This window comes from Luteimonas sp. 8-5, from assembly GCF_029763755.1.
Taxonomy (GTDB): Bacteria; Pseudomonadota; Gammaproteobacteria; order Xanthomonadales; family Xanthomonadaceae; genus Cognatiluteimonas.
In genome coordinates this window covers 1-22,154 of the sequence record NZ_JARUVM010000036.1, presented here as the reverse complement: position 1 = coordinate 22,154, position 22,154 = coordinate 1, and the positions used below count along the sequence as shown (strand labels likewise).

General features: G+C 68.5%; 24 protein-coding genes. 17 read left to right on the top strand and 7 right to left on the bottom strand.

Annotated elements, in window-relative coordinates:
- Position 1: 1 nt before the first annotated feature.
- From QAA18_RS05745 to QAA18_RS05725, 5 genes are all read right to left on the bottom strand, one after another.
- On the bottom strand, positions 2–220 hold the full coding sequence (locus tag QAA18_RS05745) for a SlyX family protein (RefSeq protein WP_279411798.1): 219 nt from the start codon (positions 218–220) through the stop codon (positions 2–4).
- A gap of 1 nt (position 221) precedes the next feature.
- Positions 222–1,574, bottom strand: coding sequence for a UDP-glucose/GDP-mannose dehydrogenase family protein (locus QAA18_RS05740; protein WP_279411796.1), 1,353 nt, complete (start codon positions 1,572–1,574; stop codon positions 222–224).
- The gene (locus QAA18_RS05735; protein WP_279411794.1) at positions 1,574–2,344 is read right to left on the bottom strand and encodes an FKBP-type peptidyl-prolyl cis-trans isomerase; all 771 of its coding nucleotides are present in this window, start codon (positions 2,342–2,344) and stop codon (positions 1,574–1,576) included. The genes QAA18_RS05740 and QAA18_RS05735 overlap by 1 nt, the downstream gene beginning before the upstream one ends.
- A gap of 24 nt (positions 2,345–2,368) precedes the next feature.
- Positions 2,369–3,310: an FKBP-type peptidyl-prolyl cis-trans isomerase gene (locus QAA18_RS05730; protein WP_279411793.1), complete on the bottom strand. Its 942-nt coding sequence runs from the start codon at positions 3,308–3,310 to the stop codon at positions 2,369–2,371.
- A 109-nt stretch (positions 3,311–3,419) separates the two neighbouring features.
- On the bottom strand, positions 3,420–3,947 hold the full coding sequence (locus QAA18_RS05725) for a glutathione peroxidase (RefSeq protein ID WP_279411825.1): 528 nt from the start codon (positions 3,945–3,947) through the stop codon (positions 3,420–3,422).
- Between the two features lie 178 nt (positions 3,948–4,125).
- On the opposite strand from QAA18_RS05725, the gene QAA18_RS05720 reads away from it, so the two are divergent.
- Genes QAA18_RS05720 through QAA18_RS05685 form a run of 8 tightly spaced genes read left to right on the top strand, consistent with a single transcriptional unit; the run spans position 4,126 to position 8,879 of the window.
- Positions 4,126–4,401, top strand: coding sequence for a hypothetical protein (locus QAA18_RS05720; RefSeq protein ID WP_279411791.1), 276 nt, complete (start codon positions 4,126–4,128; stop codon positions 4,399–4,401).
- A gap of 3 nt (positions 4,402–4,404) precedes the next feature.
- On the top strand, positions 4,405–4,773 hold the full coding sequence (locus QAA18_RS05715) for a GntR family transcriptional regulator (RefSeq protein WP_279411789.1): 369 nt from the start codon (positions 4,405–4,407) through the stop codon (positions 4,771–4,773).
- Complete coding sequence (locus QAA18_RS05710; RefSeq protein ID WP_279411787.1) at positions 4,770–5,630, top strand: ABC transporter ATP-binding protein; 861 nt, start codon at positions 4,770–4,772, stop codon at positions 5,628–5,630. Before QAA18_RS05715 ends, QAA18_RS05710 begins: the two co-directional genes overlap by 4 nt.
- Positions 5,627–6,649: a hypothetical protein gene (locus QAA18_RS05705; protein ID WP_279411785.1), complete on the top strand. Its 1,023-nt coding sequence runs from the start codon at positions 5,627–5,629 to the stop codon at positions 6,647–6,649. Before QAA18_RS05710 ends, QAA18_RS05705 begins: the two co-directional genes overlap by 4 nt.
- Before the next feature lie 42 nt (positions 6,650–6,691).
- Positions 6,692–7,360: a hypothetical protein gene (locus tag QAA18_RS05700; protein WP_279411784.1), complete on the top strand. Its 669-nt coding sequence runs from the start codon at positions 6,692–6,694 to the stop codon at positions 7,358–7,360.
- An 11-nt stretch (positions 7,361–7,371) separates the two neighbouring features.
- Positions 7,372–8,025, top strand: coding sequence for a hypothetical protein (locus tag QAA18_RS05695; RefSeq protein ID WP_279411782.1), 654 nt, complete (start codon positions 7,372–7,374; stop codon positions 8,023–8,025).
- Positions 8,025–8,348 carry a hypothetical protein gene (locus QAA18_RS05690; RefSeq protein ID WP_279411780.1) on the top strand — a complete coding sequence of 108 codons (324 nt, stop codon included), beginning with the start codon at positions 8,025–8,027 and terminating at the stop codon, positions 8,346–8,348. Before QAA18_RS05695 ends, QAA18_RS05690 begins: the two co-directional genes overlap by 1 nt.
- Positions 8,349–8,360: 12 nt before the next feature.
- The gene (locus QAA18_RS05685) at positions 8,361–8,879 is read left to right on the top strand and encodes a DUF5694 domain-containing protein (protein ID WP_279411822.1); all 519 of its coding nucleotides are present in this window, start codon (positions 8,361–8,363) and stop codon (positions 8,877–8,879) included.
- On the opposite strand, the gene QAA18_RS05680 is transcribed toward QAA18_RS05685, so the two are convergent.
- Positions 8,853–10,247, bottom strand: coding sequence for a class II fumarate hydratase (locus QAA18_RS05680; protein WP_279411778.1), 1,395 nt, complete (start codon positions 10,245–10,247; stop codon positions 8,853–8,855). The two genes, QAA18_RS05685 and QAA18_RS05680, sit on opposite strands and share 27 nt — an antisense overlap.
- 83 nt (positions 10,248–10,330) lie before the next feature.
- On the opposite strand from QAA18_RS05680, the gene purB reads away from it, so the two are divergent.
- The 9 genes from purB to pilH all read left to right on the top strand — a co-directional run bounded on the left by purB (position 10,331) and on the right by pilH (position 21,662).
- Complete coding sequence (purB, locus tag QAA18_RS05675; protein ID WP_279411775.1) at positions 10,331–11,698, top strand: adenylosuccinate lyase; 1,368 nt, start codon at positions 10,331–10,333, stop codon at positions 11,696–11,698.
- Positions 11,699–11,780: 82 nt separating this feature from the next.
- Complete coding sequence (locus tag QAA18_RS05670; protein ID WP_279411820.1) at positions 11,781–12,914, top strand: cupin domain-containing protein; 1,134 nt, start codon at positions 11,781–11,783, stop codon at positions 12,912–12,914.
- Positions 12,911–13,837, top strand: coding sequence for a GNAT family N-acetyltransferase (locus QAA18_RS05665; RefSeq protein ID WP_279411772.1), 927 nt, complete (start codon positions 12,911–12,913; stop codon positions 13,835–13,837). Before QAA18_RS05670 ends, QAA18_RS05665 begins: the two co-directional genes overlap by 4 nt.
- Before the next feature lie 110 nt (positions 13,838–13,947).
- Positions 13,948–16,776 (top strand): 2-oxoglutarate dehydrogenase E1 component, encoded by a 2,829-nt coding sequence (locus QAA18_RS05660; RefSeq protein WP_279411770.1) that lies wholly within the window; start codon positions 13,948–13,950, stop codon positions 16,774–16,776.
- 51 nt (positions 16,777–16,827) lie between these two features.
- Positions 16,828–18,036 carry a dihydrolipoyllysine-residue succinyltransferase gene (gene sucB / locus QAA18_RS05655; RefSeq protein WP_279411768.1) on the top strand — a complete coding sequence of 403 codons (1,209 nt, stop codon included), beginning with the start codon at positions 16,828–16,830 and terminating at the stop codon, positions 18,034–18,036.
- A 112-nt stretch (positions 18,037–18,148) separates the two neighbouring features.
- Complete coding sequence (gene lpdA / locus QAA18_RS05650) at positions 18,149–19,570, top strand: dihydrolipoyl dehydrogenase (RefSeq protein ID WP_279411765.1); 1,422 nt, start codon at positions 18,149–18,151, stop codon at positions 19,568–19,570.
- A gap of 10 nt (positions 19,571–19,580) precedes the next feature.
- Complete coding sequence (locus QAA18_RS05645) at positions 19,581–20,174, top strand: TIGR00730 family Rossman fold protein (protein ID WP_279411818.1); 594 nt, start codon at positions 19,581–19,583, stop codon at positions 20,172–20,174.
- A 10-nt stretch (positions 20,175–20,184) separates the two neighbouring features.
- Positions 20,185–21,180 (top strand): YhdH/YhfP family quinone oxidoreductase, encoded by a 996-nt coding sequence (locus QAA18_RS05640; protein ID WP_279411763.1) that lies wholly within the window; start codon positions 20,185–20,187, stop codon positions 21,178–21,180.
- Between the two features lie 92 nt (positions 21,181–21,272).
- Positions 21,273–21,662, top strand: a complete 390-nt coding sequence (gene pilH / locus QAA18_RS05635) for a twitching motility response regulator PilH (RefSeq protein ID WP_279411760.1) — start codon at positions 21,273–21,275, stop codon at positions 21,660–21,662.
- On the opposite strand, the gene QAA18_RS05630 is transcribed toward pilH, so the two are convergent.
- On the bottom strand, positions 21,659–22,154 hold a 496-nt coding region (locus QAA18_RS05630; RefSeq protein WP_279411758.1), incomplete at its 5' end, for a DnaJ C-terminal domain-containing protein. The two genes, pilH and QAA18_RS05630, sit on opposite strands and share 4 nt — an antisense overlap.

The window sequence follows — 22,154 nt, the reverse complement described above, 5'->3', positions numbered from 1 at the left end:
GTCAGTAATGCGGCGGCGGTGGTTCGCTTGAGGGATCGGCGAAGAAATCGCCGCGAGATTGTTTCAGGTCCTGCAACGCCTGGCGCAGCAGCTCGGCATTGCGCGCGGCTTCCGTGCGCGAGGCGGCCAGCGCATCGCTCAGATCGGCGATGGCCTGCTCCTGGAACGCGAGCCGCGTTTCCAACTCCACCAGCCGTGCTTCCAGCGTCGCCAGGTCCATGTCAGCGCCCCGCGATCGAGCGGCCACGACCGATGCCGTAGTACGCCAGGCCCGCGGCTTCGACTTCGGCCGGGTCGTACAGGTTGCGGCCGTCGAACACCACCGCATCGCCCAGCGCGGACTTCAGCGCGGCGAAATCGGGGCTGCGGAACTGCTTCCACTCGGTGACCACGACCAGGGCGTCGGCGCCCTGCAGCGCATCGGCTGCTGACGCGCACAACTCCAGGTCTTCGCGTGCACCGAAGATTCGGGCCGCTTCGCCTCGGGCTTCGGGGTCGAAGGCGCGCACGCGCGCGCCCGCTTCCCACAGCTGCGCCAGCAACCGCCCGCTCGAGGCCTCGCGCATGTCGTCGGTATCGGGCTTGAACGCCAGGCCCCAGACCGCGAAGGTCTTGCCGCGCACGCCTTCGTCCTCGCCGGTGTCGTAGTGGCGCTGGACGAGCTCGAACAGATGGCCCTTCTGCGCGTCGTTGACCGCCTCGACCGCGCCGAGCAGGCGCGGCTCATACCCGTGGTCGATCGCGGTGCGGGCCAGCGCCTGCACGTCCTTCGGGAAGCAGGAGCCGCCGTAGCCGGCGCCGGGATAGATGAAGTGCCAGCCGATGCGCGGATCCGAGCCGATGCCATGGCGCACCATCTCCACGTCGGCACCGACCCGCTCGGCGATGTTCGCGATCTCGTTCATGAAGCTGATCTTGGTCGCCAGCATCGCGTTGGCGGCGTACTTGGTCAGCTCGGCCGAGCGCACGTCCATCACCACCATCCGCTCGCGGTTGCGGTTGAACGGCGCATAGATGCGGCGCAGCTTTTCCACGGCTTCCGGGTTGTCGGCACCGACCACGATCCGGTCCGGGCGCATGCAGTCTTCCACCGCCGCGCCCTCCTTGAGGAATTCCGGATTGGAGACCACGTCGAAATCGATCTCCACGCCCCGTTCCTGCAGCGTCGTCGCGATCGTGGCGCGGACCTTGTCGGCGGTGCCGACCGGGACCGTCGACTTGTTGACCACCACCGCCGGGCGCTGCAGGTGTTCGCCGATGGTGCGCGCCACGGCAAGCACGTACTGCAGGTCCGCGCTGCCGTCCTCGTCCGGGGGCGTGCCAACGGCGATGAACAGCACTTCGCCATGGTCGATGGCCTGGGCGGCGTCGGTGCCGAAACGCAGGCGGCCTTCGGCATGGTTGGCACGGACCATCGGCTCCAGTCCGGGCTCGTAGATCGGCACCTCGCCGCGGTTGAGCCGCTCGACCTTGCCCGCATCGACGTCGATGCAAAGCACGTCGTGGCCGACTTCGGCCAGGCAGGTGCCGGTGACCAGGCCGACGTAGCCGGTGCCGAAGATGCCGATCCGCATCAGGGCGCCTTGTCGACGATGTCCAGCAGCTCGACCTCGAACACCAGCGTCGAGTTGGGCGGAATCGGGCCGCCGGGGGTGCCGGTCTCGCCGTAGCCGAGCTCCGACGGGATCCAGAACCGGTACTTGCTGCCCACCGGCATCAGCACGATGCCCTCCTGCCAGCCGGGCACCACCTGGGCCAGCGGGAACTCCGCCGCACCGCCGTGCTGGGCCGAATCGTCGAACACGGTGCCGTCCAGCAGCGAGCCCTTGTAGTTGACCCTGACAGTGTCTTCCGCGGTCGGCTTGTCGCCCTTGCCCGGCTCGATCACCAGGTACTGCAAGCCCGAATCGGTGGTCACGACGCCCGGCTTCTTCGCGTTTTCGGCCAGGAACTTCGCGCCCGCCTCCGCGTTGGCGCTGGCATCGGCCATCATCTTCTCGATCTGCCTGGCCTGCAGCTTGCGCTGGAAGCCCTCGCCGATCGCCTGCGCCTGTTCGTCGGTCATCAGCAGCTTCTCGCCGGCGAGCGTGGTCTTGATCGCCTTGACCACGACGTCGATGTCGAGCTCGTCCTTCATCGGCTCGAACTGGCGGCCGAGCGCCATGCCGACCATGTAGCTGTTGCGGTCCTTCTCGGTGGGAAGACCGGGAATCGCATCCGCATCGGCGCTCGCCGCGGCGTCGGCCTTGGCCTCGCCCTTCGGCTCATCGGCCTTGTTGCAACCGGCGAGCAGCGCCAGGGATACCGCCAGCGCGGTCACGGCAAAACGGGGGGACAGTCGCATCGGTTGGCTCCGGAAGGAAAAGGGTCAGGGCTGGATGGAAAGCAGTTCCACGTCGAACACGAGCGTCGCGTCGGGTCCGATCGGACCACCCGGGATTCCCTTGCTGCCATAGCCGAGGTCCGACGGGATCCAGAAGCGGTACTTGCTGCCCACCGGCATCAGGGCCAGGCCTTCGGTCCAGCCGGCCACCACCTGCGACAGCGCGAACGTCGCCGGGCGGCCGCGCGCATAGGAGCTGTCGAACTCGGTACCGTCGAGCAGGGTGCCGCGATAGTTGACCTCGACCGTATCGGTGGCCACCGGACGCGGGCCGTTGCCCTGGCGCAGCACCATGTACTGCAGCCCCGAGCCGGTGGCGTACACGCCCTTGACCAGCCGGTTCTTCGCCATGAACGCCTCGCCGTCGGCCCTGTTCTTCGCCGATGCGGCCGCGGCCAGCGCTTCGGCGCGCGCCTGCATGCGTTCCGCGAACGCTGCACGCAGCGTGTTGGCCTCGGCTTCGCCGAGCAGCGGCGGCGTGCTGGCCAGGATGGTGCGCACGCCCTCGATGAGCATCGGCACTTCGATTTCGTCGGCGATCGTGGACAGCTGGCGACCGACGTCGGCGCCGACCAGGAAGCCCACCTTGTCGCGCGCCACTTCCGGCACCAGCGTGCCTGCCGGCAGCTTGCCGGCGCGCGATGCGATGCGCGCCATCAACGACTGGGCCAGCGCCTGCACTTCGCTCTCGGGCACCAGCGGCTCGCCGCCCTCCAGCGCATTGCGCAACGCGCGCTCGAATGCCTTCAGGTCGACGTCCGGGCCCGCGGCCTCGATCGAACGGCCCACGTCCATGCCGATCATGTAGCTGACCTTGTCGCGCTCGGAGTCGAGCGTGGGCTTCGTCTGGGCCAGTGCGCTGCCGGACAGGCCGACGAGGGCGGCGGCGAACGCGAGCGCGGCGATGCCGCGCGCGAAGAATGTCATTGGTGGAACTCCTGTGTATGCCGGGAAAAACCGGGGCTGGTCCACGGCTATTGTCGCGGCCGGAGGGCAGCCGGGCAACGTCGGCCCGGCGAATTCACGCCGCCTCCGTTCAGCGCCCGGCCGCGAGCGCGTCCTCGATCGCCGCGACCACCGCGGGGTCGTCGGGCGTGGTCTTGCTGGGGAAATCGGCCAGCACCTTGCCGTCCCGGCCGACCAGGTATTTATGGAAATTCCACTTCGGCGCCTGGCCCGTCGCCGCCAGCAGGTCGCGGTAGATCGGCGTGGCTTCGTCGCCGACCACGTGCACCTTCTCGAACATCGGGAACTTCACGCCATAGGTCAGCGTGCAGAACTCCCGGATCTCGTCCTCGTCCTCGAATTCCTGCGAGCGGAAGTCGCCGGACGGGAACCCGAGCACGGCGAACCCCTGCGCCCCGTACTTCGCGTGCAGCGCTTCCAGGGCCTCGAACTGCGGCGTGTAGCCGCACTTGCTGGCGGTGTTGACGATCAGCAGGACCTTGCCGCCGTAGGTCGCCGCCAGGTCGACCGGCTGCTTGCCGGCCAGGGGCCGGTAGCTGTGGTCCAGGAGGCCGCCACCGGCGGCCACGGCCAGCCCCGCCAGGCTCGCCAGGAGCATGCCGAGGAGCCTGGAAGCCGCGCGGGACAAGGGTTTGCGGGGTCGGATCGTGGTCATGGCCCGATTCTAGACCCTATCGCGGCCGTCTATGCCATCAGTTGGGGTCCGGCGCGTTGACTTCGGTCCTGTAGGTGTTATAGTTGCATACAACACCAGTTACCCAAAGCAGGACTTCCAGATGAACCGCAAGCTCCAGCACTCCGTGACGGCCCTGTCGGCGACAGCCGCGGTGTTCGGTCTCCTGCTGCTCGCTGGCGGGCCGCCCCCGATGGCCATGCCGATGCCCGGCGCCGAGGCACTGGTCGCCGTGGAGACCATCGAGGCCTCCCCTGCCGACATGGCCGAGGGCGAGTCCGCCGCGCGCCGCCATCGCCACCAGCGCCGCGCCCGCTCCGGCCTGGCCCTTCCCTACTTCTCGTTCGCGCAGGGACTGCGCACGGTCACCGGGAGCTGAGCCATGAGCCCGATCCAGTGGAACGACAGCGCCCCCATCTATCGCCAGCTCAAGGAGAAAGTGATCGCAATGATGCTCGACGGCGAACTCAAGCCCGGCGATGCCCTGCCTTCGGTGCGCCAGGTGGCCGCCGAATACCAGCTCAACCCCATCACCGTATCGCGCGCCTACCAGGAACTGGCCGACGAGGCGCTGGTGGAAAAGCGCAGGGGACTCGGAATGTACGTGACCGAAGAAGCATCCAGGAAGCTGCTCGCCAGCGAACGCGAACGTTTCCTCACCGAGGAATGGCCGCTGGTCCTCGAACGCATCCGGCGCCTGGGCCTGGGTGTCGACGAACTGCTCAAGCATGCCAATGGAGGCAGCCGATGAACGCCGTCGTCACCGCACGCGGCCTGCGCAAGGCCTACAAGAACAAGGTCGCGCTCGACGGCGCCGACTTCGAGATTCCCGCCGGCCGCATCGTCGGCCTGATCGGGCCCAACGGCGCGGGCAAGACCACCGCGCTCAAGGCGATCCTCGGCCTGGTGCCGTTCGAGGGCCAGCTCGACGTGCTCGGCCGCGATCCACGCACGCAGCGCGACGAGCTGATGAACGACGTCTGCTTCATCGCCGACGTGGCGGTGCTGCCGCGCTGGATCCGGGTCGGCGAAGCGATCGACTTCGTCGCCGGCGTCCATCCGCGCTTCGACCGGGCCCGCTGCCAGCGCTTCCTGGCCAATACCCAGCTCAAGCCGAACATGCGGGTGCGCGAACTGTCCAAGGGCATGATCGTGCAGCTGCACCTGGCGCTGGTGATGGCGATCGACGCGCGCCTGCTGGTGCTGGACGAGCCCACGCTGGGCCTGGACATCCTCTACCGCAAGCAGTTCTACCAGCGCCTGCTGGAGGACTACTTCGACGAGGACAAGACCATCCTCATCACCACCCACCAGGTCGAGGAAGTGGAGCACATCCTGACGGACGTGCTGTTCATCCGCGACGGCCGGATGGTGTTGTCGGCACCGATGGAAGCGATCGGCGAACGCTATGTCGAAGTGCTGGTCGACGGCGCCAGGGCCGAAGCGGCGCGCGCGCTGAAACCGATCGACGAACGCGCCCTGCCTTTCGGCAAGACCGTGATGCTGTTCGACGGCGTGCCCGGCACGCAGCTCGCCGAACTGGGCGAAACCCGCACGCCGGGCCTGGCCGATCTGTTCGTCGCCACGATGAAGGGAACCTACGCATGAACGCCCCCGCGAAAACGATGTCCCATCCCACCCACAAGTTCCAGCTCCTGCTGCGGCGCGAGTTCTGGGAGCACAAGGGCGGCTTCCTCTGGGCACCGCTGGTGGCCGGCGGGATCTTCCTGCTGCTGTCGCTGATGGGCTTCGGCGTCGGCGAGATGGCCGCGCGCCGCGCCACCGGCAATTTCGAGATGGGCGACGGCAGGTTCCAGTTCAACGGCATCGACCTCGAAGCCTTCACCGCGCAGATGGACGCCCACGACCTGTACCGCCTCGGGCAGGGCATCGACCTGAGCATGATGATGGCCTCCACCTGGCCGCTGATCGTGCTCGCGTTCGTCGTCTTCTTCTACTGCCTGGGCGCGCTGTACGACGAGCGCAAGGATCGCAGCGTGCTGTTCTGGAAGTCGCTGCCGCTGTCCGACCGCGAGACCGTGCTGTCCAAGGTCGCCAGTGCGCTGCTCGTCGCCCCGGCGCTCGCGGTCGCCGCCGCCGTGGCCACCATGTTCGGCTTCCTGATGGTGCTCAGCGCGATGGTGCTGCTGCACGGCGGGAATCCGTTCGAGATGGTGTGGGGCCCGGGCAGCCCGCTCAAGGTTACCGGGCAGTTGATCGCGGTGATCCCGGTCTACGCGCTGTGGGCGCTGCCGGCCGCCGGCTGGCTGCTCCTGTGTTCCTCCTGGGCGAAGAGCAAGCCGTTCCTGTGGGCGATCATGATCCCGGTGTTCGCCGGCATCTTCGTCACCTGGTTCGACCTGATGCAGCTGTTCGACCTGGAAGCCGGCTGGTTCTGGAAGAACATCGTCTCGCGCTCGCTGCTGAGCGTGGTGCCGGGCACCTGGTTCGACGTGGTCGACCTCAGCGGGTCGGAGTTCCACGGCCCCGGCCAGCTCGGCGCCCTGACCTCGCTGCGCACCACCTATTCGGTCCTGGCTACGCCACAGTTGTGGGTCGGCGCGGTCGCAGGCGTCGCAATGATCGTCGCCGCGATCCGTCTCCGCCGCTGGCGCGACGAAGGCTGACGGTCCACCGGACATCGACACACGCCTCTACGGGAACCTGACATGAAAATCGCCTCGACCATCATCCTCCCCCTGCTCCTCGCCCTGCCGCTGGCAGCGCAGGCCACCCCGCCGGCCACCGACATCGGCAAGGAAATCAGCCAGGAAATGGCCGAAGCGCGCGTGGAGATGCGCGCCGAGATGGCCAAGGCCCGCGAAGAGCTGCGCACCGGCAACCTCGAACTGGACGACGACAGCCTTCGCTTCTCCGGCAAGGACGACAAGCGCGACAAGCATCGCCGGAGCGAGGCGGTGCCGCCGGCCGAGATCACCCCGCAGGGCGACCTGCTGGTCGACGGCAAGGCCGTCGAGGTCGATGCCCGCCAGCGCGAACTGTTGCTGGCCTATCGCGAGCAGGTGATCGCGATCGCGCTGTCCGGCATCGACATCGGCGAGCGCAGCGCCGAGGTGGCGCTCGACATGATGGACCGCTCCTGGGTCGGCCTCGTGTTCAGCGCGCTGACCGGCGGCCTGGAACGCCGCGTCGAACGCATCGTCAAGCAACAGGTGCAGCCCGCCGTCCTGGCCATCTGCGCCCGCCTGCCGGAGGTGATGGTCGCGCAGCAGCGCCTGGCCTCCACCCTCCCGGCATTCCAGCCCTACGCGAATCTCGAGCAGGCCGACGTCGACAATTGCGAGCGCGACGTCCGCGGCGAATTCGCCTCACTGTGACCGGAGGCCACATGAACACGATCCGCACCACGCTGCTCACCGCGATGCTCGTCGTCCTTCCCCTGGCGGGGGCCTGCAGCAAGCAGGAACCGCCGGCCGAGGCCGCCTCCGCGGCCAGCGAGACCAAGGGCCTGATCGCCAGGACCGTCGAGAGGGAAATCGAGAAGGCGCGCAAGGAACTGACCGAGGGCAACATCTCGATCGGTGGCGACAGCATCAGCATCAAGGTCAACGGCAAGCACTACTCCGGCAAGGAAAACCTGCCGAAGGCGGAAATCACGCCGCAGGGCGAACTCCTGATCGAAGGCAAGCCCGTCGCCACCACGCCGGAGCAGCGTGCGCTGCTGCTCGAGTATCGCGGCCAGGTGATCGGCATTGCCGAAACCGGCATGGTGATCGGTGCCAAGGCCGCCGACATGGCCGGCGCCGCCATCACCGAGTCGCTGGGGGCGATCTTCAGCGGCAACACCGACGCCATCGAGAAGAAGGTCGAGGCCGAGGCCGAGAAGATCAAGTCCGAAGCGATCGAGATCTGCCGCCAGTTGCCGGCGATGCTGGAAACGCAGCAACGGCTTTCTGCCTCGCTGCCCGAGTTCGCGCCCTACGCCAACATGGACCAGTCCGACATCGACGATTGCGTCGAGGACATCGCAGAGGAGTCCTGATGCGCCCGTTGCTGCTCGCCGCCCTGCTCCTCTCCCCGTTTGCCGCGCAGGCACAGGACGCCGCCGCACCGGTTGCCGACTTCCTCTTCCTCGGCAGCTACCACATGGACAATCCGGGGCGCGACGTGCACAACACCCGCGCCGACGACGTGCTGGCGGAAAAGCGCCAGCGCGAGATCGACGAAGTGGTGCGGCTGGTGGAGCGCTACCGCCCCACCCGCGTCATGATCGAGACCGACGCAGGTGCGCAGGCACGCGTCGACGCGGAGTTCGATGCGTCCTGCCACGGCGACCGGCCGCTGGAAGGCGACGAACGCGAGTAGCTCGGCTACCGGATCGCCTGCGACCTCGGCCTGCCCGGCGTTGTCGCCGTGGACTGGAACGACCTGGGCCCGATCGCCGACGAGAGCAGCGTCGACTACCTCGCCGCGATCGAGCGCGCCGGGCAGCAGGAAGAGCGCGCCCGGCACATGGAGATCGGCAAGCGCAATGCAGCGCGCTCGCAGCAGGTGCTGGACAACGGCACCATCGGCGACATGCTGTTGCACCTGAACTCGCCCGGGTGGCTCGAGGCCAACGCCCGCGCCTACTTCCACATCGGCCTTTACGGCACCGCCGACGACCCGGCCGGCGCCAACTGGATGATGCTGTGGTTCGGCCGCAACCAGCGGATCTTCAACAACATCGTGCGCCACACCGAACCCGGCGACCGGGTGCTGGTGATCTATGGCGCCGGCCACGGCAACCTGCTGCGGCAGCTGGCCGAAGACTCCGGGTTCTATCGCGTGCACGATGCGACGCGTTGGCTGGACCCGACCGCTGAACCCTCAACCCTGGATGCCGCCGCGCGTTAGCGCTGCCGGATCCAGCAGCCTGCGCAGTTCCGCCGCGCCCAGCCCGCTGTCCTCCAGCGCGACGTCGAACACCGGCCTGCCTTCCTTGTAGGCCCGCTTGGCGATGGCCGCGGCCTTCTCGTAGCCGATGATCGGATTCAGCGCCGTCACCAGGATCGGGTTGCGGCCGAGCGCGACGGCCACGTGGTCGGCGCGGACCTTCAGGCCCGCGATCGTGGTATCGGCCAGCAGGCGCATCACGTTCGACAGCATGCCGATCGAATCCAGGAGGTTGCTGGCGATCAGCGGCAGCATCACGTTGAGCTGGAAGTTGCCGCTCGCACCGGCCACGGTGATCGCCGCGTGGTGGCCCATCACCTGCGCGCAGACCATGCAGGTCGCTTCCGGGATCACCGGATTGACCTTGCCCGGCATGATCGAAGAGCCGGGCTGCAGTGCCGGCAGTTCGATCTCGCCCAGGCCCGCCAGCGGGCCGGAGTTCATCCAGCGAAGATCGTTGGCGATCTTCATCAGCGCAACCGCCAGCGCATTGAGTTGCCCGGACAATTCCACCGCGTCGTCCTGCGACGCCAGTCCCTCGAACTTGTCGATCGCCGATTCGAAGCGCGTTTTCGTCGATGCTCCCAGCGCCCTGGCCATGGCCTTTCCGAAACGCGGGTCTGCATTGATGCCGGTGCCGATCGCGGTGCCGCCGATGGGCAGGCGCCGCAGCCGCTTCAGGCAGTCCTCCAGGCGCTCCTGCGCGGAAACCAGTTGCGCCGCCCAGGCGCCGAACTCCTGGCCGAAGGTCAGCGGCATCGCGTCCATCAGGTGGGTGCGGCCGGTCTTGGCGAGGCGGCTGAAGGTGCGGCCGCGCCTGTTGATGGTGCTGCGCAGGTGCTTGAGCGCCGGCAACAGGTCTTCGACCACCGCCAGTTGCGCCGATACGCGGATCGCGGTGGGAATGACGTCGTTCGAACTCTGGCCGAGGTTGACGTCGTCGTTCGGGTGGACCCGGACGCGCCCGGAGCGCGATGCCAGGCTGGCGATCACCTCGTTGGCGTTCATGTTGCTCGAGGTGCCCGAGCCGGTCTGGTAGATGTCGATCGGGAAATGCGCGTCGTGGTCGCCGGCCGCCACTTCCAGCGCCGCCTTGCGGATCGCCGCGGCGCGCGTGGCCGGCAGCAGGCCCAGGTTGCCGTTGACCTCGGCCGCCGCGGCCTTCACCAGGCCCAGGGCGCGGATGAACCCGCGCGGCATCGGCCGTCCCGAGACCGGGAAGTTCTGCACCGCGCGCTGGGTCTGCGCGCCCCAGAGCGCATCGGCGGGCACTTCGAGCTCGCCCATGCTGTCGTGTTCGATGCGGAAACCGCCCTTGCGCCCGGCCATTCGTGGAGTCCTTCGTGTGCGACGGCCCGAGGATACCGCCGCCAGCGTTTAGAATTGATGGCCCACCGACGCCGGCCCCGACCATGCCAGACGCCCAGCTCCTCGCCCTGTCCCCCCTGGACGGCCGCTACGCCTCCAAGGTCGACGCATTGCGGCCCGTGTTCTCCGAGTTCGGGCTGATCCACGCGCGTGTCCGGGTGGAAGTGGAATGGCTGCTGGCGCTGGCCGCGGAACCGGCCATCACCGAGCTGGCGCCGTTCCCGGCCGCCGCCGCCGCGCGCCTGCGCGCGCTGGCCACCGGCTTCTCCACCGCCGATGCCGCCCGGGTCAAGGAAATCGAGCGCACCACGAACCACGACGTGAAGGCGGTCGAGTACTTCATCAAGGAGCGGCTGAAGGACGACGCCGACCTCGGTCCCGCGCTGGAGTTCGTGCATTTCGCCTGCACCAGCGAGGACATCAACAACCTGTCGTATTCGCTGATGCTGGCACAGGGGCGCGACGCGGTGATGCTGCCCGCCCTCGACGAGGTCATCGGCAAGCTGCGCGCGATGGCGCACGAGCACGCCGCGCTGCCGATGCTGTCGCGTACGCACGGCCAGACCGCGTCGCCGACCACCCTGGGCAAGGAACTGGCCAACGTCGTCGCACGCCTGGCGCGCCAGCGCGAAGTGCTCGCGGGCCTGCCGATGCCGGGCAAGGCCAACGGCGCGGTCGGCAACTACAACGCGCACCTGGCCGCGTACCCGGAAGTCGACTGGCCCGCGTTCTCGCGCCGCCTGGTCGAGTCGCTGGGCCTGGCCTGGCAGCCCTACACCACCCAGATCGAACCGCACGACGGCATCGCCGAGCTGTGCGATGCGATGAAGCGCATCGACACCATCCTGCTCGACCTGTGCCGCGACACCTGGGGCTACATCTCGCTGGGCTACTTCCGCCAGGCGGTGAAGGCCGGCGAAGTCGGCAGCTCGACCATGCCGCACAAGGTCAACCCGATCGACTTCGAGAACGCCGAGGGCAATTTCGGCATCGCCAATGCGCTGTTCGAGCACTTCGCCGCCAAGCTGCCGGTCAGCCGCTGGCAGCGCGATCTCACCGACTCGACCGTGTTGCGCGCGCTGGGCACCGCGTTCGGGCATGCGCTGATCGGTTTCGACGCGCTGCTGCGCGGGCTGGGCAAGCTCACCGTCAACCCGCAACGCATTGCCGCCGACCTCGACGCCAGCTGGGAAGTACTGGCCGAAGCGGTGCAGACGGTGATGCGCCGCCACGGGTTGCCCAACCCGTACGAACAGCTCAAGGCGCTCACCCGCGGCCAGGGCATCAACGCAGGGTCGATGCGCGCCTTCATCGAAGGCCTCGAGCTGCCCTCCGATGCGAAGCAGCGCCTGCTGGAGATGACCCCGGGCAGCTACACCGGCCTCGCCGAACGCCTGGCCACGGACATCTAGGAACGCGGCGATGGCCAAGGGCAAAGCCAGGACGGGCGCGAAACCGATCGAGGTCGACGGCAGCCACCTGCCGCCGCTGGGCATGCCGCCGGAAGAATTCCTGCGCGACTACTGGCAGAAACGGCCGCTCCTGGTCCGCAACGCGTTTGCCGGTTTCACGTCGCCAATCAGCCCGGAGGACCTCGCCGGCCTGGCCTGCGAGGAACTGGCCCTGTCGCGCATCGTCGCCCACGACCGCGCCGGCGACCGCTGGCAGTTGCGCCACGGCCCGTTCCCCGAGGCACTGTTCCCGACCCTGCCAAACCACGACTGGACCCTGCTGGTCCAGGACGTGGACAAATGGGACGCCGATGTCGCCGCGCTGCTGCCGGCCTTCGGTTTCCTGCCGCGCTGGCGCATCGACGACATCATGGTGTCCTTCGCCGCGCCCGGCGGATCGGTCGGCGCGCACGTCGACCAGTACGACGTCTTCCTGCTCCAGGGCCAGGGCCATCGCCGCTGGCAGATCGACACCTCGCCCAATCCGCCGGTGCACTACCGCCTGGATACCGAGCTGAAGCTGCTGCAGCGTTTCACTCCCGACCACGAGTGGGTGCTGGGACCGGGCGACATGCTGTACCTGCCGCCGGGCGTGCCGCACCACGGCGTCGCCGAAGACGCCTGCCTGACCCTTTCGATCGGCATGCGCGCGCCGTCGGCTGCCGAACTGCTCGGCGACTTCGTCGACACCCTGGCCGCGGAAGCCGACGAGGGCCTGCGCTACCGCGATCCGGACCTGGCCGTTCCTGCGGACCCGAACGAGATCGACGCCGCCGCGATGCAGCGGGTGGTCGAGGCATTGAACGTGCTGCGGATGAACGATCCGGCACGGCTGGGCGACTGGTTCGGCCGCTTCATCACTACCTATCGCAGCCCGGGCACGATCGCGCCGGGGCCGGTGGTGCCGCGGATCGAGGCCGAATGGCAACTCGAGCACGGCCACGCCTGGTCGCGGCATCCGCTCAGCCGCATGGCCTGGCGACGCCACGGCCGCGGCGCCCGGCTGTTCGCCAACGGCGAAGCCTTCGAATTGCCTGTTGCCGATGCCAGGCGCCTGGCATCTGCCGAAAGCCTGGACGGGGCCACCTACGCCGGCCTTTCGCAGGCCGGCCGCGACGCTGCCTTCGCCCTGTACGAAGCGGGCCACTACCAGGTGGCCACGGACGAAGAGGAATGAGCGCGATCGCGCCATTCCGGGTGCAGGCGGCGGATTACCCGCGCGCCATGGCCGAACTGCACGCGATCCGCGAAGCGGTCTTCGTGCACGAACAGCACGTGCCGCCCCAGCTGGAGCGCGACGCGCTGGACCCGTCCTGCCTGCACGTCATCGCGCGCACGCTGTCGGGCGAGGCCATCGGCACCGGGCGGCTGGTGCCGCCGTCCGCCGGCCAGCCGGCCCGGATCGGACGCATGGCAGTGCTGTCGCACTGGCGCGGCCGTGGTGTCGGCGCGGCGCTACTGTTGACCCTGGTACGCCTGGCCAGGCAGCGTGGCTGGTACGAGATCACGCTCAACGCCCAGGTCGGCGCCCTGGACTTCTATCTGCAGCATGGCTTCGTCCCGCGCGGGCCGCGCTTCCATGAAGCGGGCATCGAACACCAGGCCATGCACAGGATCCTGGCCGGGCCCACTCCGGTTTCCACCCAGGGCGACGCGGTGGCCACCAGCGCCGCCGTCATCCAGGCTGCCAGGCGTGGCCTGTGCCTGTTCCTGCACGAACTGGACCCGGGACTGTTCAACGCGCCCGCGGTGATCGATGCGATGCGCCGCTTCGCCACCGCCGGCGTCGGCGGCCAGGCCCGGATACTGCTGCAGGTCGCCCAGCCGCCGCAAAAACCGCAGGCGCCCCTGCTGGCCCTGGCCCAGCGCATGCCCACCGTGTTCGTTTTCCGCGAAGTGGCCGATGCGGTCGATCGCGACTATCCATCGGCCTTCCTCGCCAACGACAGCGGCGGCTACTACTTCCGCCGGCTCGCCCGCAGCATCGAGGGTGAAGCCGACCTGAACGCTCCCGGCCGCGCGCGCCAGCTGCGCGCCACCTTCGACAATGCGTGGGAGCGCTCGCGGCCCGTCACCGAATACAGGGCGCTGGGAATCTAGAACGCTCCGGTCCACCGCGTGGTGGTGCAGTGCGGCAATACCTCCGGCTATAATTGACGGCCTTGCCTGCTGCTGCCATTTCCTCCCCCAATCGAGCTTCCAACCAAGAAGTGGACAACCTCCTGAAGCAGTTCGCCCAGTCCTCGCAACTCGGCGCCAATGCCGACTACATCGAGGGGCTCTACGAGCAGTATCTGGTCTCGCCCGACAGCGTCGGGCCGAAATGGAGGGCCTATTTCGACGCCTTCAAGGGCCGCGAGGCCGGCGACGTGCCGCACTCGGCCATCGCCGAAGCCGTGGCCCGGGCCGGGCGCGAAGCCGCCCGCGGCGTGGTGCAGGCAGCCGGAGCGGGCGACCCGCGCGAGCGTGGCGTCGGCAAGCTCGTCACCGCCTACCGTTCCCGCGGCCACCTGGGCGCCAACCTCGATCCGCTGGGCATGTCGCCCAAGCCCGATGCGCCCGACCTGACCCTGGGCTTCCACCGCCTCTCCGAGGGCGACCTGGGCAGCGAATTCACCACCGGCGGCGTTGCCGGCCGCGAGCGGATGAAGCTGGCCGACTTGGTGGAGGTGCTCAAGGCCACCTACACCGGCAGCATCGGCGCCGAGTTCATGCACATCGCCGACGCCGAGCAGCGCCGCTGGATGTACGAGCGCCTCGAGGCGGCTGCCGGCAAATACGGCCCGGACAGGGAAGCGAAGCTGCGGATCCTGGAGCGGCTCACCGCCGCCGAGGGCCTGGAGCGTTACCTGCACACCAAGTACGTCGGCCAGAAGCGCTTCTCGCTCGAGGGCGGCGACAGCCTGATCCCGCTGCTGGACGTGATGCTGCGCCGCGCCGGCGCGCAGGGCGTCAAGGATGCGGTGCTGGGCATGGCCCACCGCGGCCGCCTCAACGTCCTGGTCAACACCCTGGGCAAGCCGCCGCGCAAGTTGTTCGACGAGTTCGAAGGCAAGTTCGACCACCCCGGCGACCGCCCCCACACCGGCGACGTGAAGTACCACATGGGCTTCAGCGCCAACATCGCCACCCCGGGCGGCCCGATGCACCTGGCGCTGGCGTTCAACCCCTCGCACCTGGAGATCGTCGACCCCGTGGTCGCCGGCAGCGTGCGCTCGCGCCAGCAGCGCCGCGGCGACCGCGAGCGCAAGCAGGTGCTGCCGGTGCTGATCCACGGCGACGCCGCGTTCGCCGGCCAGGGCGTGGTGATGGAACTGTTCCAGATGTCGCAGGCCCGCGGCTTCCGCGTCGGCGGCACCGTGCACATCGTGGTCAACAACCAGGTCGGCTTCACCACCAGCGCCGCGGAAGACGCGCGTTCGACGCTGTACTGCACGGACGTGGCCAAGATGGTCGGCGCCCCGGTGCTGCACGTGAACGGCGACGATCCCGAGGCGGTGGCGTTCTGCGCGGAGCTCGCGTTCGACTTCCGCCAGCGCTTCTCCAAGGACGTGGTCATCGACCTGGTCTGCTACCGCCGCCACGGCCACAACGAGGCGGACGAGCCGGCCGCGACCCAGCCGCTGATGTACAAGACCATCCGCGCGCACAAGACCACCCGCGAACTGTACGGCGACCGGCTGGTGGCCGAAGGCGTGCTCGACGCGGCGGCGGTCAAGGCGATGATGGATGCGTACCGCGACAAGCTCGACGCCGGCGTGGTCGCCACCGAGATCGCCGACACCGGCCCGGACACACTGGCCATCGACTGGTCGCCGTTCCTCAAGGGCAGGATCGCCGATCCGGTCGACACCAAGGTCGCGCGCAAGAAGCTCGACGCGCTCGCCAGGGCGATCAACGCCATCCCGGACAACGTCAAGCTGCATCCGCGGGTGGCCAAGATCTACGACGACCGGCGCAAGATGGCCGCCGGCGAACAGGCAGGCGACTGGGGTTTTGCCGAGAACCTGGCCTACGCGACCCTGCTCGACGAAGGCTACAAGCTGCGCCTGGTCGGCCAGGACTCCGGCCGCGGCACCTTCTTCCACCGCCACGCGATCCTGCACGACCAGGCCACGGACGATTACTACGTGCCGCTGCGCGAACTGGCGTCGGGCAGCCCGGAGGACGTGACCATCATCGACTCGCTGCTCAGCGAGGAAGCGGTGATGGCGTTCGAGTACGGCTACGCCACCGCCGACCCGATGACCCTGGACATCTGGGAAGCGCAGTTCGGCGACTTCGCCAACGGTGCCCAGGTCGTGATCGACCAGTTCCTGTCCTCGGGCGAGGCCAAGTGGAACCGGCTGTGCGGGCTGGCGCTGTTCCTGCCGCACGGCTACGAAGGCCAGGGCCCCGAGCACAGTTCGGCGCGCCTGGAGCGCTTCCTGCAGCTGTGCGCGCTGGACAACATGATCGTGTGCGCACCGACCACCCCGGCGCAGGATTTCCACATGATCCGCCGGCAGATGCGCATGTCCACCCGCAAGCCGCTGGTGGTGATGACGCCCAAGTCGCTGCTGCGCCACAAGCTCGCGGTCTCGAGCCTGGACGAGCTGGCGAAGGGCCGCTTCCAGGAGCTGATCCCGGACACGACCGCCACGGCGAAGAAGGTCCGGCGCGTGGTCGTGTGCGCCGGCAAGGTGTACTACGACCTGCTCGAGGAAGTGCAGAAGCAGGAGATCAAGGACGTCGCCCTGGTCCGCGTGGAGCAGCTGTACCCGTTCCCGCGCGAGCAGCTGGTCGCCGAACTCAAGCGCCACGGGTCCGCGAAGGAAGTGATGTGGTGCCAGGAAGAGCCCATGAACCAGGGCGCCTGGTACCAGATCCAGCACCACCTGCGCGCCTGCCTGCAGCAGGGGCAGGTCCTGGATTACGCTGGTCGCGCCCGCTCGCCCTCGCCGGCGGCCGGGCACATGGACGAGCACCTGGCCGAGCAGGCCCAGCTCGTCGCCGACGCGCTCGTCAACCCGATCGACGGCGACCACGTCGCAGAATGATGCCCACCACCATCGCCCGCCACCATCCAACCGTTTCGCAGGACGCCCGCCATGGCCACTGAAGTCAAAGTCCCGGTTCTCCCCGAGTCGGTCTCCGATGCCACCATCGCCACCTGGAACAAGAAGGTCGGCGACAGCGTCGCCCGCGACGAGAACCTGGTCGACCTGGAAACCGACAAGGTCGTGCTCGAGGTGCCCTCCCCGGTCGACGGCGTGATCAAGGAGATCCGCTTCGAGTCCGGCGCCACGGTGACCAGCCAGCAGGTGCTGGCGGTGATCGAGGAAGGCGCGGCCGCCGCGCCGAAGGCCGAGCCCGCCAAGGCCGAGGCGCCCAAGGCCGAGGCACCGAAGAAGGCCGAAGCCCCGGCCAAGGCAGCAGCCCCGGCTCCGGCGAAGGCCGCTAGCGGCAACGACCAGCTTCCGCCCGGCGCGCGTTTCGCCGCCGAGACCTCGGGCGTGGACGCCTCGCAGGTCGAGGGCACCGGCCGCCGCGGCGCGGTGACCAAGGAGGACATCGTCAATTTCGCCGCCGGCCGCACCAGCGGCGTGGGCGGCGGCGCACGCCCGGAAGAGCGCGTGCCGATGACCCGCATCCGCAAGCGCATCGCCGAGCGCCTGATGCAGTCCAAGGAATCGATCGCGATGCTGACCTCGTTCAACGAGGTCAACCTGGGCAAGGTCATGGCCATGCGCAAGGAGCTCGGCGAGCAGTTCCAGAAGGAGCACGGCATCAAGCTCGGCTTCATGAGCTTCTTCGCCAAGGCCGCCGCCAACGCGCTGCAGAAGTACCCGGTGATCAACGCGTCCGTCGACGCCGACGACATCATCTACCACGGTTATGCCGACATCTCGATCGCGGTGTCGACCGACCGCGGCCTGGTGACCCCCGTGCTGCGCAACGTCGAGCGCATGTCGTTCGCCGACGTCGAGCGCAACATCGCCGACTTCGCGACCGCTGCGCGCGACAACAAGCTGAAGCTCGAGGACCTGCAGGGCGGCACGTTCACCATCACCAACGGCGGCACCTTCGGCTCGCTGATGTCGACCCCGATCGTCAACCCGCCGCAGTCCGCGATCCTTGGCATGCACACCATCAAGGAGCGCGCCGTCGTCGAGAACGGACAGGTCGTCGCCGCGCCGATGATGTACATCGCCCTGAGCTACGACCACCGCATCATCGACGGCAAGGACGCGGTGCTGTTCCTGGTGGACATCAAGAACCAGCTCGAGAACCCGCATCGCATGCTGCTTGGGATGTAGCGGGAATGAGGGGAATGAAGGGAACAGGGAATGGAGAGTCCCTCCTTCCATGGTTTCCAGGCCCCCTCCATTCCCTATTCCCTATTCCCCTCATTCCCTGTGAGCAAATGAAATGAGCGAACAATTCGACGTCGTCGTCATCGGTGCCGGCCCCGCCGGCTACCACGCCGCGATCCGCGCCGCGCAATTGGGCATGAAGGTCGCCTGCATCGACGCCGCCCTGGGCAAGGACGGCAAGCCGGCGCTGGGCGGCACCTGCCTGCGCGTGGGCTGCATCCCGTCCAAGGCGCTGCTCGATTCCTCGCGCCAGTACTGGAACATGGGCCACATCTTCGGCGAGCACGGCATCAGCTTCGACAAGCCGAAGATCGACGTGGCGACCATGATCGGCCGCAAGGACAAGATCGTTAAGCAGTTCACCGGCGGCATCGCGGCGCTGTTCAAGGCCAACAAGGTGACCCCGTACTACGGCTTCGGCGTGCTGCACGCCGGCAACGTGGTGAAGGTGAAGCAGCACGATGGTTCCGAGGTGGAGCTCAAGGGCACCAACGTCATCATCGCCGCCGGCTCGGACTCGATCGAACTGCCGTTCGCGAAGTTCGGCGAGCACATCATCGACAACGTCGGCGCGCTCGACCTGGAGAAGGTGCCGAAGCGCCTGGGCGTGATCGGCGCCGGCGTGATCGGCCTGGAACTGGGCAGCGTGTGGAACCGCCTGGGCAGCCAGGTCACGATCCTGGAGGCGCTGCCGAACTTCCTGGCCGCCGCCGACGGCGAAGCGGCGAAGGTGTCCGCGCGCGAGTTCAAGAAGCAGGGCCTGGACATCCGCCTCGGCGCCAAGGTGAGCAAGACCGAGGTGAAGAAGGACGGCGTGCACGTGACCTACTCCGACGACAAGGGCGAACAGTCCATCGTCGTCGACAAGCTGCTGGTCTGCGTCGGCCGCCGCGCGGCCACGAAGGGCCTGCTGGCCGAGGGTACCGGCGTGAAGCTGGACCAGCGCGGCATGGTCGAGGTCGACGAGCACTGCCACACCGGCGTCGACGGCGTGTGGGCCATCGGCGACTGCGTGCGCGGCCCGATGCTCGCGCACAAGGGCTTCGAGGAAGGCATCGCGGTGGCCGAGCTGATCGCCGGCCTGCCCGGCCACGTCAACTTCGAAACCATCCCCAACGTGATCTACACCGAGCCGGAAATCGCCTGGGTCGGCAAGACCGAAGAGCAGCTCAAGGCCAACGGCACCCCGTACAAGGCCGGCAGCTTCCCGTTCGCGGCCGTGGGCCGCGCGGTGGCGATGGCCGAGCCCATCGGTTTCGTGAAGGTGCTGGCGCACGCCGAGACCGACCGCGTACTGGGCATGCACCTGGTCGGCCCGAATGTCTCCGAGCTGGTGCACGAAGGCGTGCTGGCGATGGAGTTCAAGGGCTCGGCCGACGACCTGGCGCGCATCTGCCACGCGCACCCGTCGCTGTCCGAAGCCGTGCACGACGCGGCCATGGCCGTGCACAAGCGGGCGATCCACAAGGCCAACTGAGTTGGCCTCGCTGCGTTCGGTCTGCGTCTACTGCGGCTCCAACGCCGGCTCGCGGCCGGCGTACGCCGAGCGCGCGGCGCATCTGGGCGCCCGCCTGGCGCGCGAAGGCCTGGCGCTGGTCTACGGCGGCGGCAACGTCGGCCTGATGGGCATCGTCGCCGACGCTGCGCTGGCTGCCGGCGGCGAGGTGGTCGGCGTCATCCCCGAGCAGTTGGTCAACTGGGAAGTCGCGCATCGCGGCGTCACCCGGCTCGAGGTCGTGGCCAACATGCACGAGCGCAAGGCGCGCATGTTCGACCTGTCCGATGCCTTCGTCGCCCTGCCCGGCGGCTTCGGCACGCTGGACGAAATGTTCGAGATGCTGACCTGGCGCCAGCTCGGCCTGGGCGACAAGCCCTGCGCCTTCCTCGACGTCGACGACTTCTACGACCCGCTGCTGGCGATGATGGACCGCATGGTCGCCGAACGCTTCCTGCATTCGGAGCAGCGCAAGGACCTGTGGCACGGCGACGACGTCGATGCGCTGTTCGAATGGATGCGCGGCTACGTGCCGGCGCATGCGGACAAATGGCTCGACGAGAAGCGCCGCAAGGACCTGCGCTGAGGTGACCGGAATGACCGCCATCCCCGCCGCCTTTCCCGCATTCCGCATCCACGACGACGACGCCGGCTACCGCAGCGGCATCGAGCAGGTATCGCTGGACGACCTCTCGCCGGGCGAAGTCGTCATCGAGGCCGCCTGGTCCTCGGTGAATTTCAAGGACGCACTGGCCGGTACCGGCAAGGGCCGGATCCTGCGCCGCTTCCCGCTGGTCGGCGGCATCGACGTGGCAGGCCACGTGGTCGCGTCGACCGACAAGGCCTTCCGCGAGGGTGATCCGGTGCTGGTCACCGGCTGCGGCCTGAGCGAGACCCGCGACGGCGGATATTCGAAGTTCGCCCGCCTGGAATCGCGCTGGACGATCCCGCTGCCGGCCGGGCTGGACCTGCGCGAATCCATGATCCTGGGCACCGCCGGCTTCACCGCCGCACTCGCCCTGCTGCGCATGCTCGACAACCGCCAGGTGCCGGAGATGGGCCCGTTGTGCGTCACCGGCGCCACCGGCGGCGTGGGCTCGCTGGCGGTGGACATCTTCAGCCGCGCGGGCTTCGAAGTTCACGCGATCAGCGGCAAGGCCGACCAGCACGACTACCTGCGTTCGATCGGCGCCAGCCAAGTGCACGGGCGCGACGCGCTGGCGACCACCCGGCCGATGGAATCGGCGCGATTCGGCGGTGGCCTGGACAATGTCGGCGGGCCGATGCTCGCCAGCCTGCTGGCCCAGACCGCGCCTTACGGCAACGTCGCCAGCGCCGGCCTGGCGGCATCGCCGGAACTGCACACCACGGTCATGCCCGGCATCATCCGCGGCGTTTCGCTATTGGGCGTGGCGTCGGCCGGAACCGCGCGCGATATTCGTGAACAGGTCTGGAGCCGCCTGGCCACGGACTGGAAACCCCGCCACCTGGACGCCATCTGCACGCGGGAGACGACGCTGGCCGAGCTTCCGCGGGTGTTCGAAAGCATGCTGGCCGGCGGCTCCCTCGGGCGCACGGTCGTGCGCCTGTGAAACCGGCGCCCTGACAGCCCCGCCGCTACAGGTTTGCGGTGGCCTCCGGGTACCTTACAATCGCGGTCGCAACCCCTGGGGAACACAAGAGCATGGCCCGCATCCTGATCGTCGACGATTCGCCTTCGCAGCTGATGGGCATCCGCCGCATCGTGGAGAAGCTCGGCCACGAGGCGCTGACCGCCGAGGATGGTGCCGCCGGCGTCGAGGCCGCCAAGCGCGAGCTGCCCGACCTGATCCTCATGGACGTGGTGATGCCGAACCTCAACGGCTTCCAGGCCACGCGCTCGATCTCGCGCGAACCGACCACCAAGCACATCCCGGTGATCCTGGTGACGACCAAGGACCAGGAAACCGATCGCATGTGGGGCATGCGCCAGGGCGCCCGCGCCTACCTGACCAAGCCCTTCAGCGAGGAAGAGCTGTCGGAAGTGATCGCCAGCAACCTCGGTGGCGGCGACCCGGGTCCCTCCGCCGCCTAGGCGCGGCGCCAGTCGTCGCCGAAGGCATCGCGCAACTTCGCATAGGCCTCGCGCTCGGCTTCGCCGTGCGCCTTCGGCGCCAGCACTTCCAGCTCCACGATCTGGTCGCCCGCCGGCGTGCCCGGCAGGCCGCGGCCGCGCAGGCGCAGCTTGCGCCCGGCTTCCGAATCGGCCGGGATCTTCAGTTCCACCGGCCCGCCCAGCGTCGGCACGCTGACCGTGGCGCCCAGCGCGGCCTCCCACGGCGCCACCGGCAGCACGTAGATGATGTTGCGGCCGTCGACCTCGAATTGCGGATGGGCGGCGTATTCGATCTCCAGCAGCAGGTCGCCGCCATGGCTGCCCTGCCTGGCCAGGCGGATCGCCTGGCCCGGGCGCACGCCCTTGGGCACACGCACCTCGAGGGTCTTGCCGTTGACGCCGATGCGCACGCTGTCGCCGCGGTAGACCGCCTCCAGCGGCACCGCCAGGCGCGCGCGGCTGTCGCCGCGG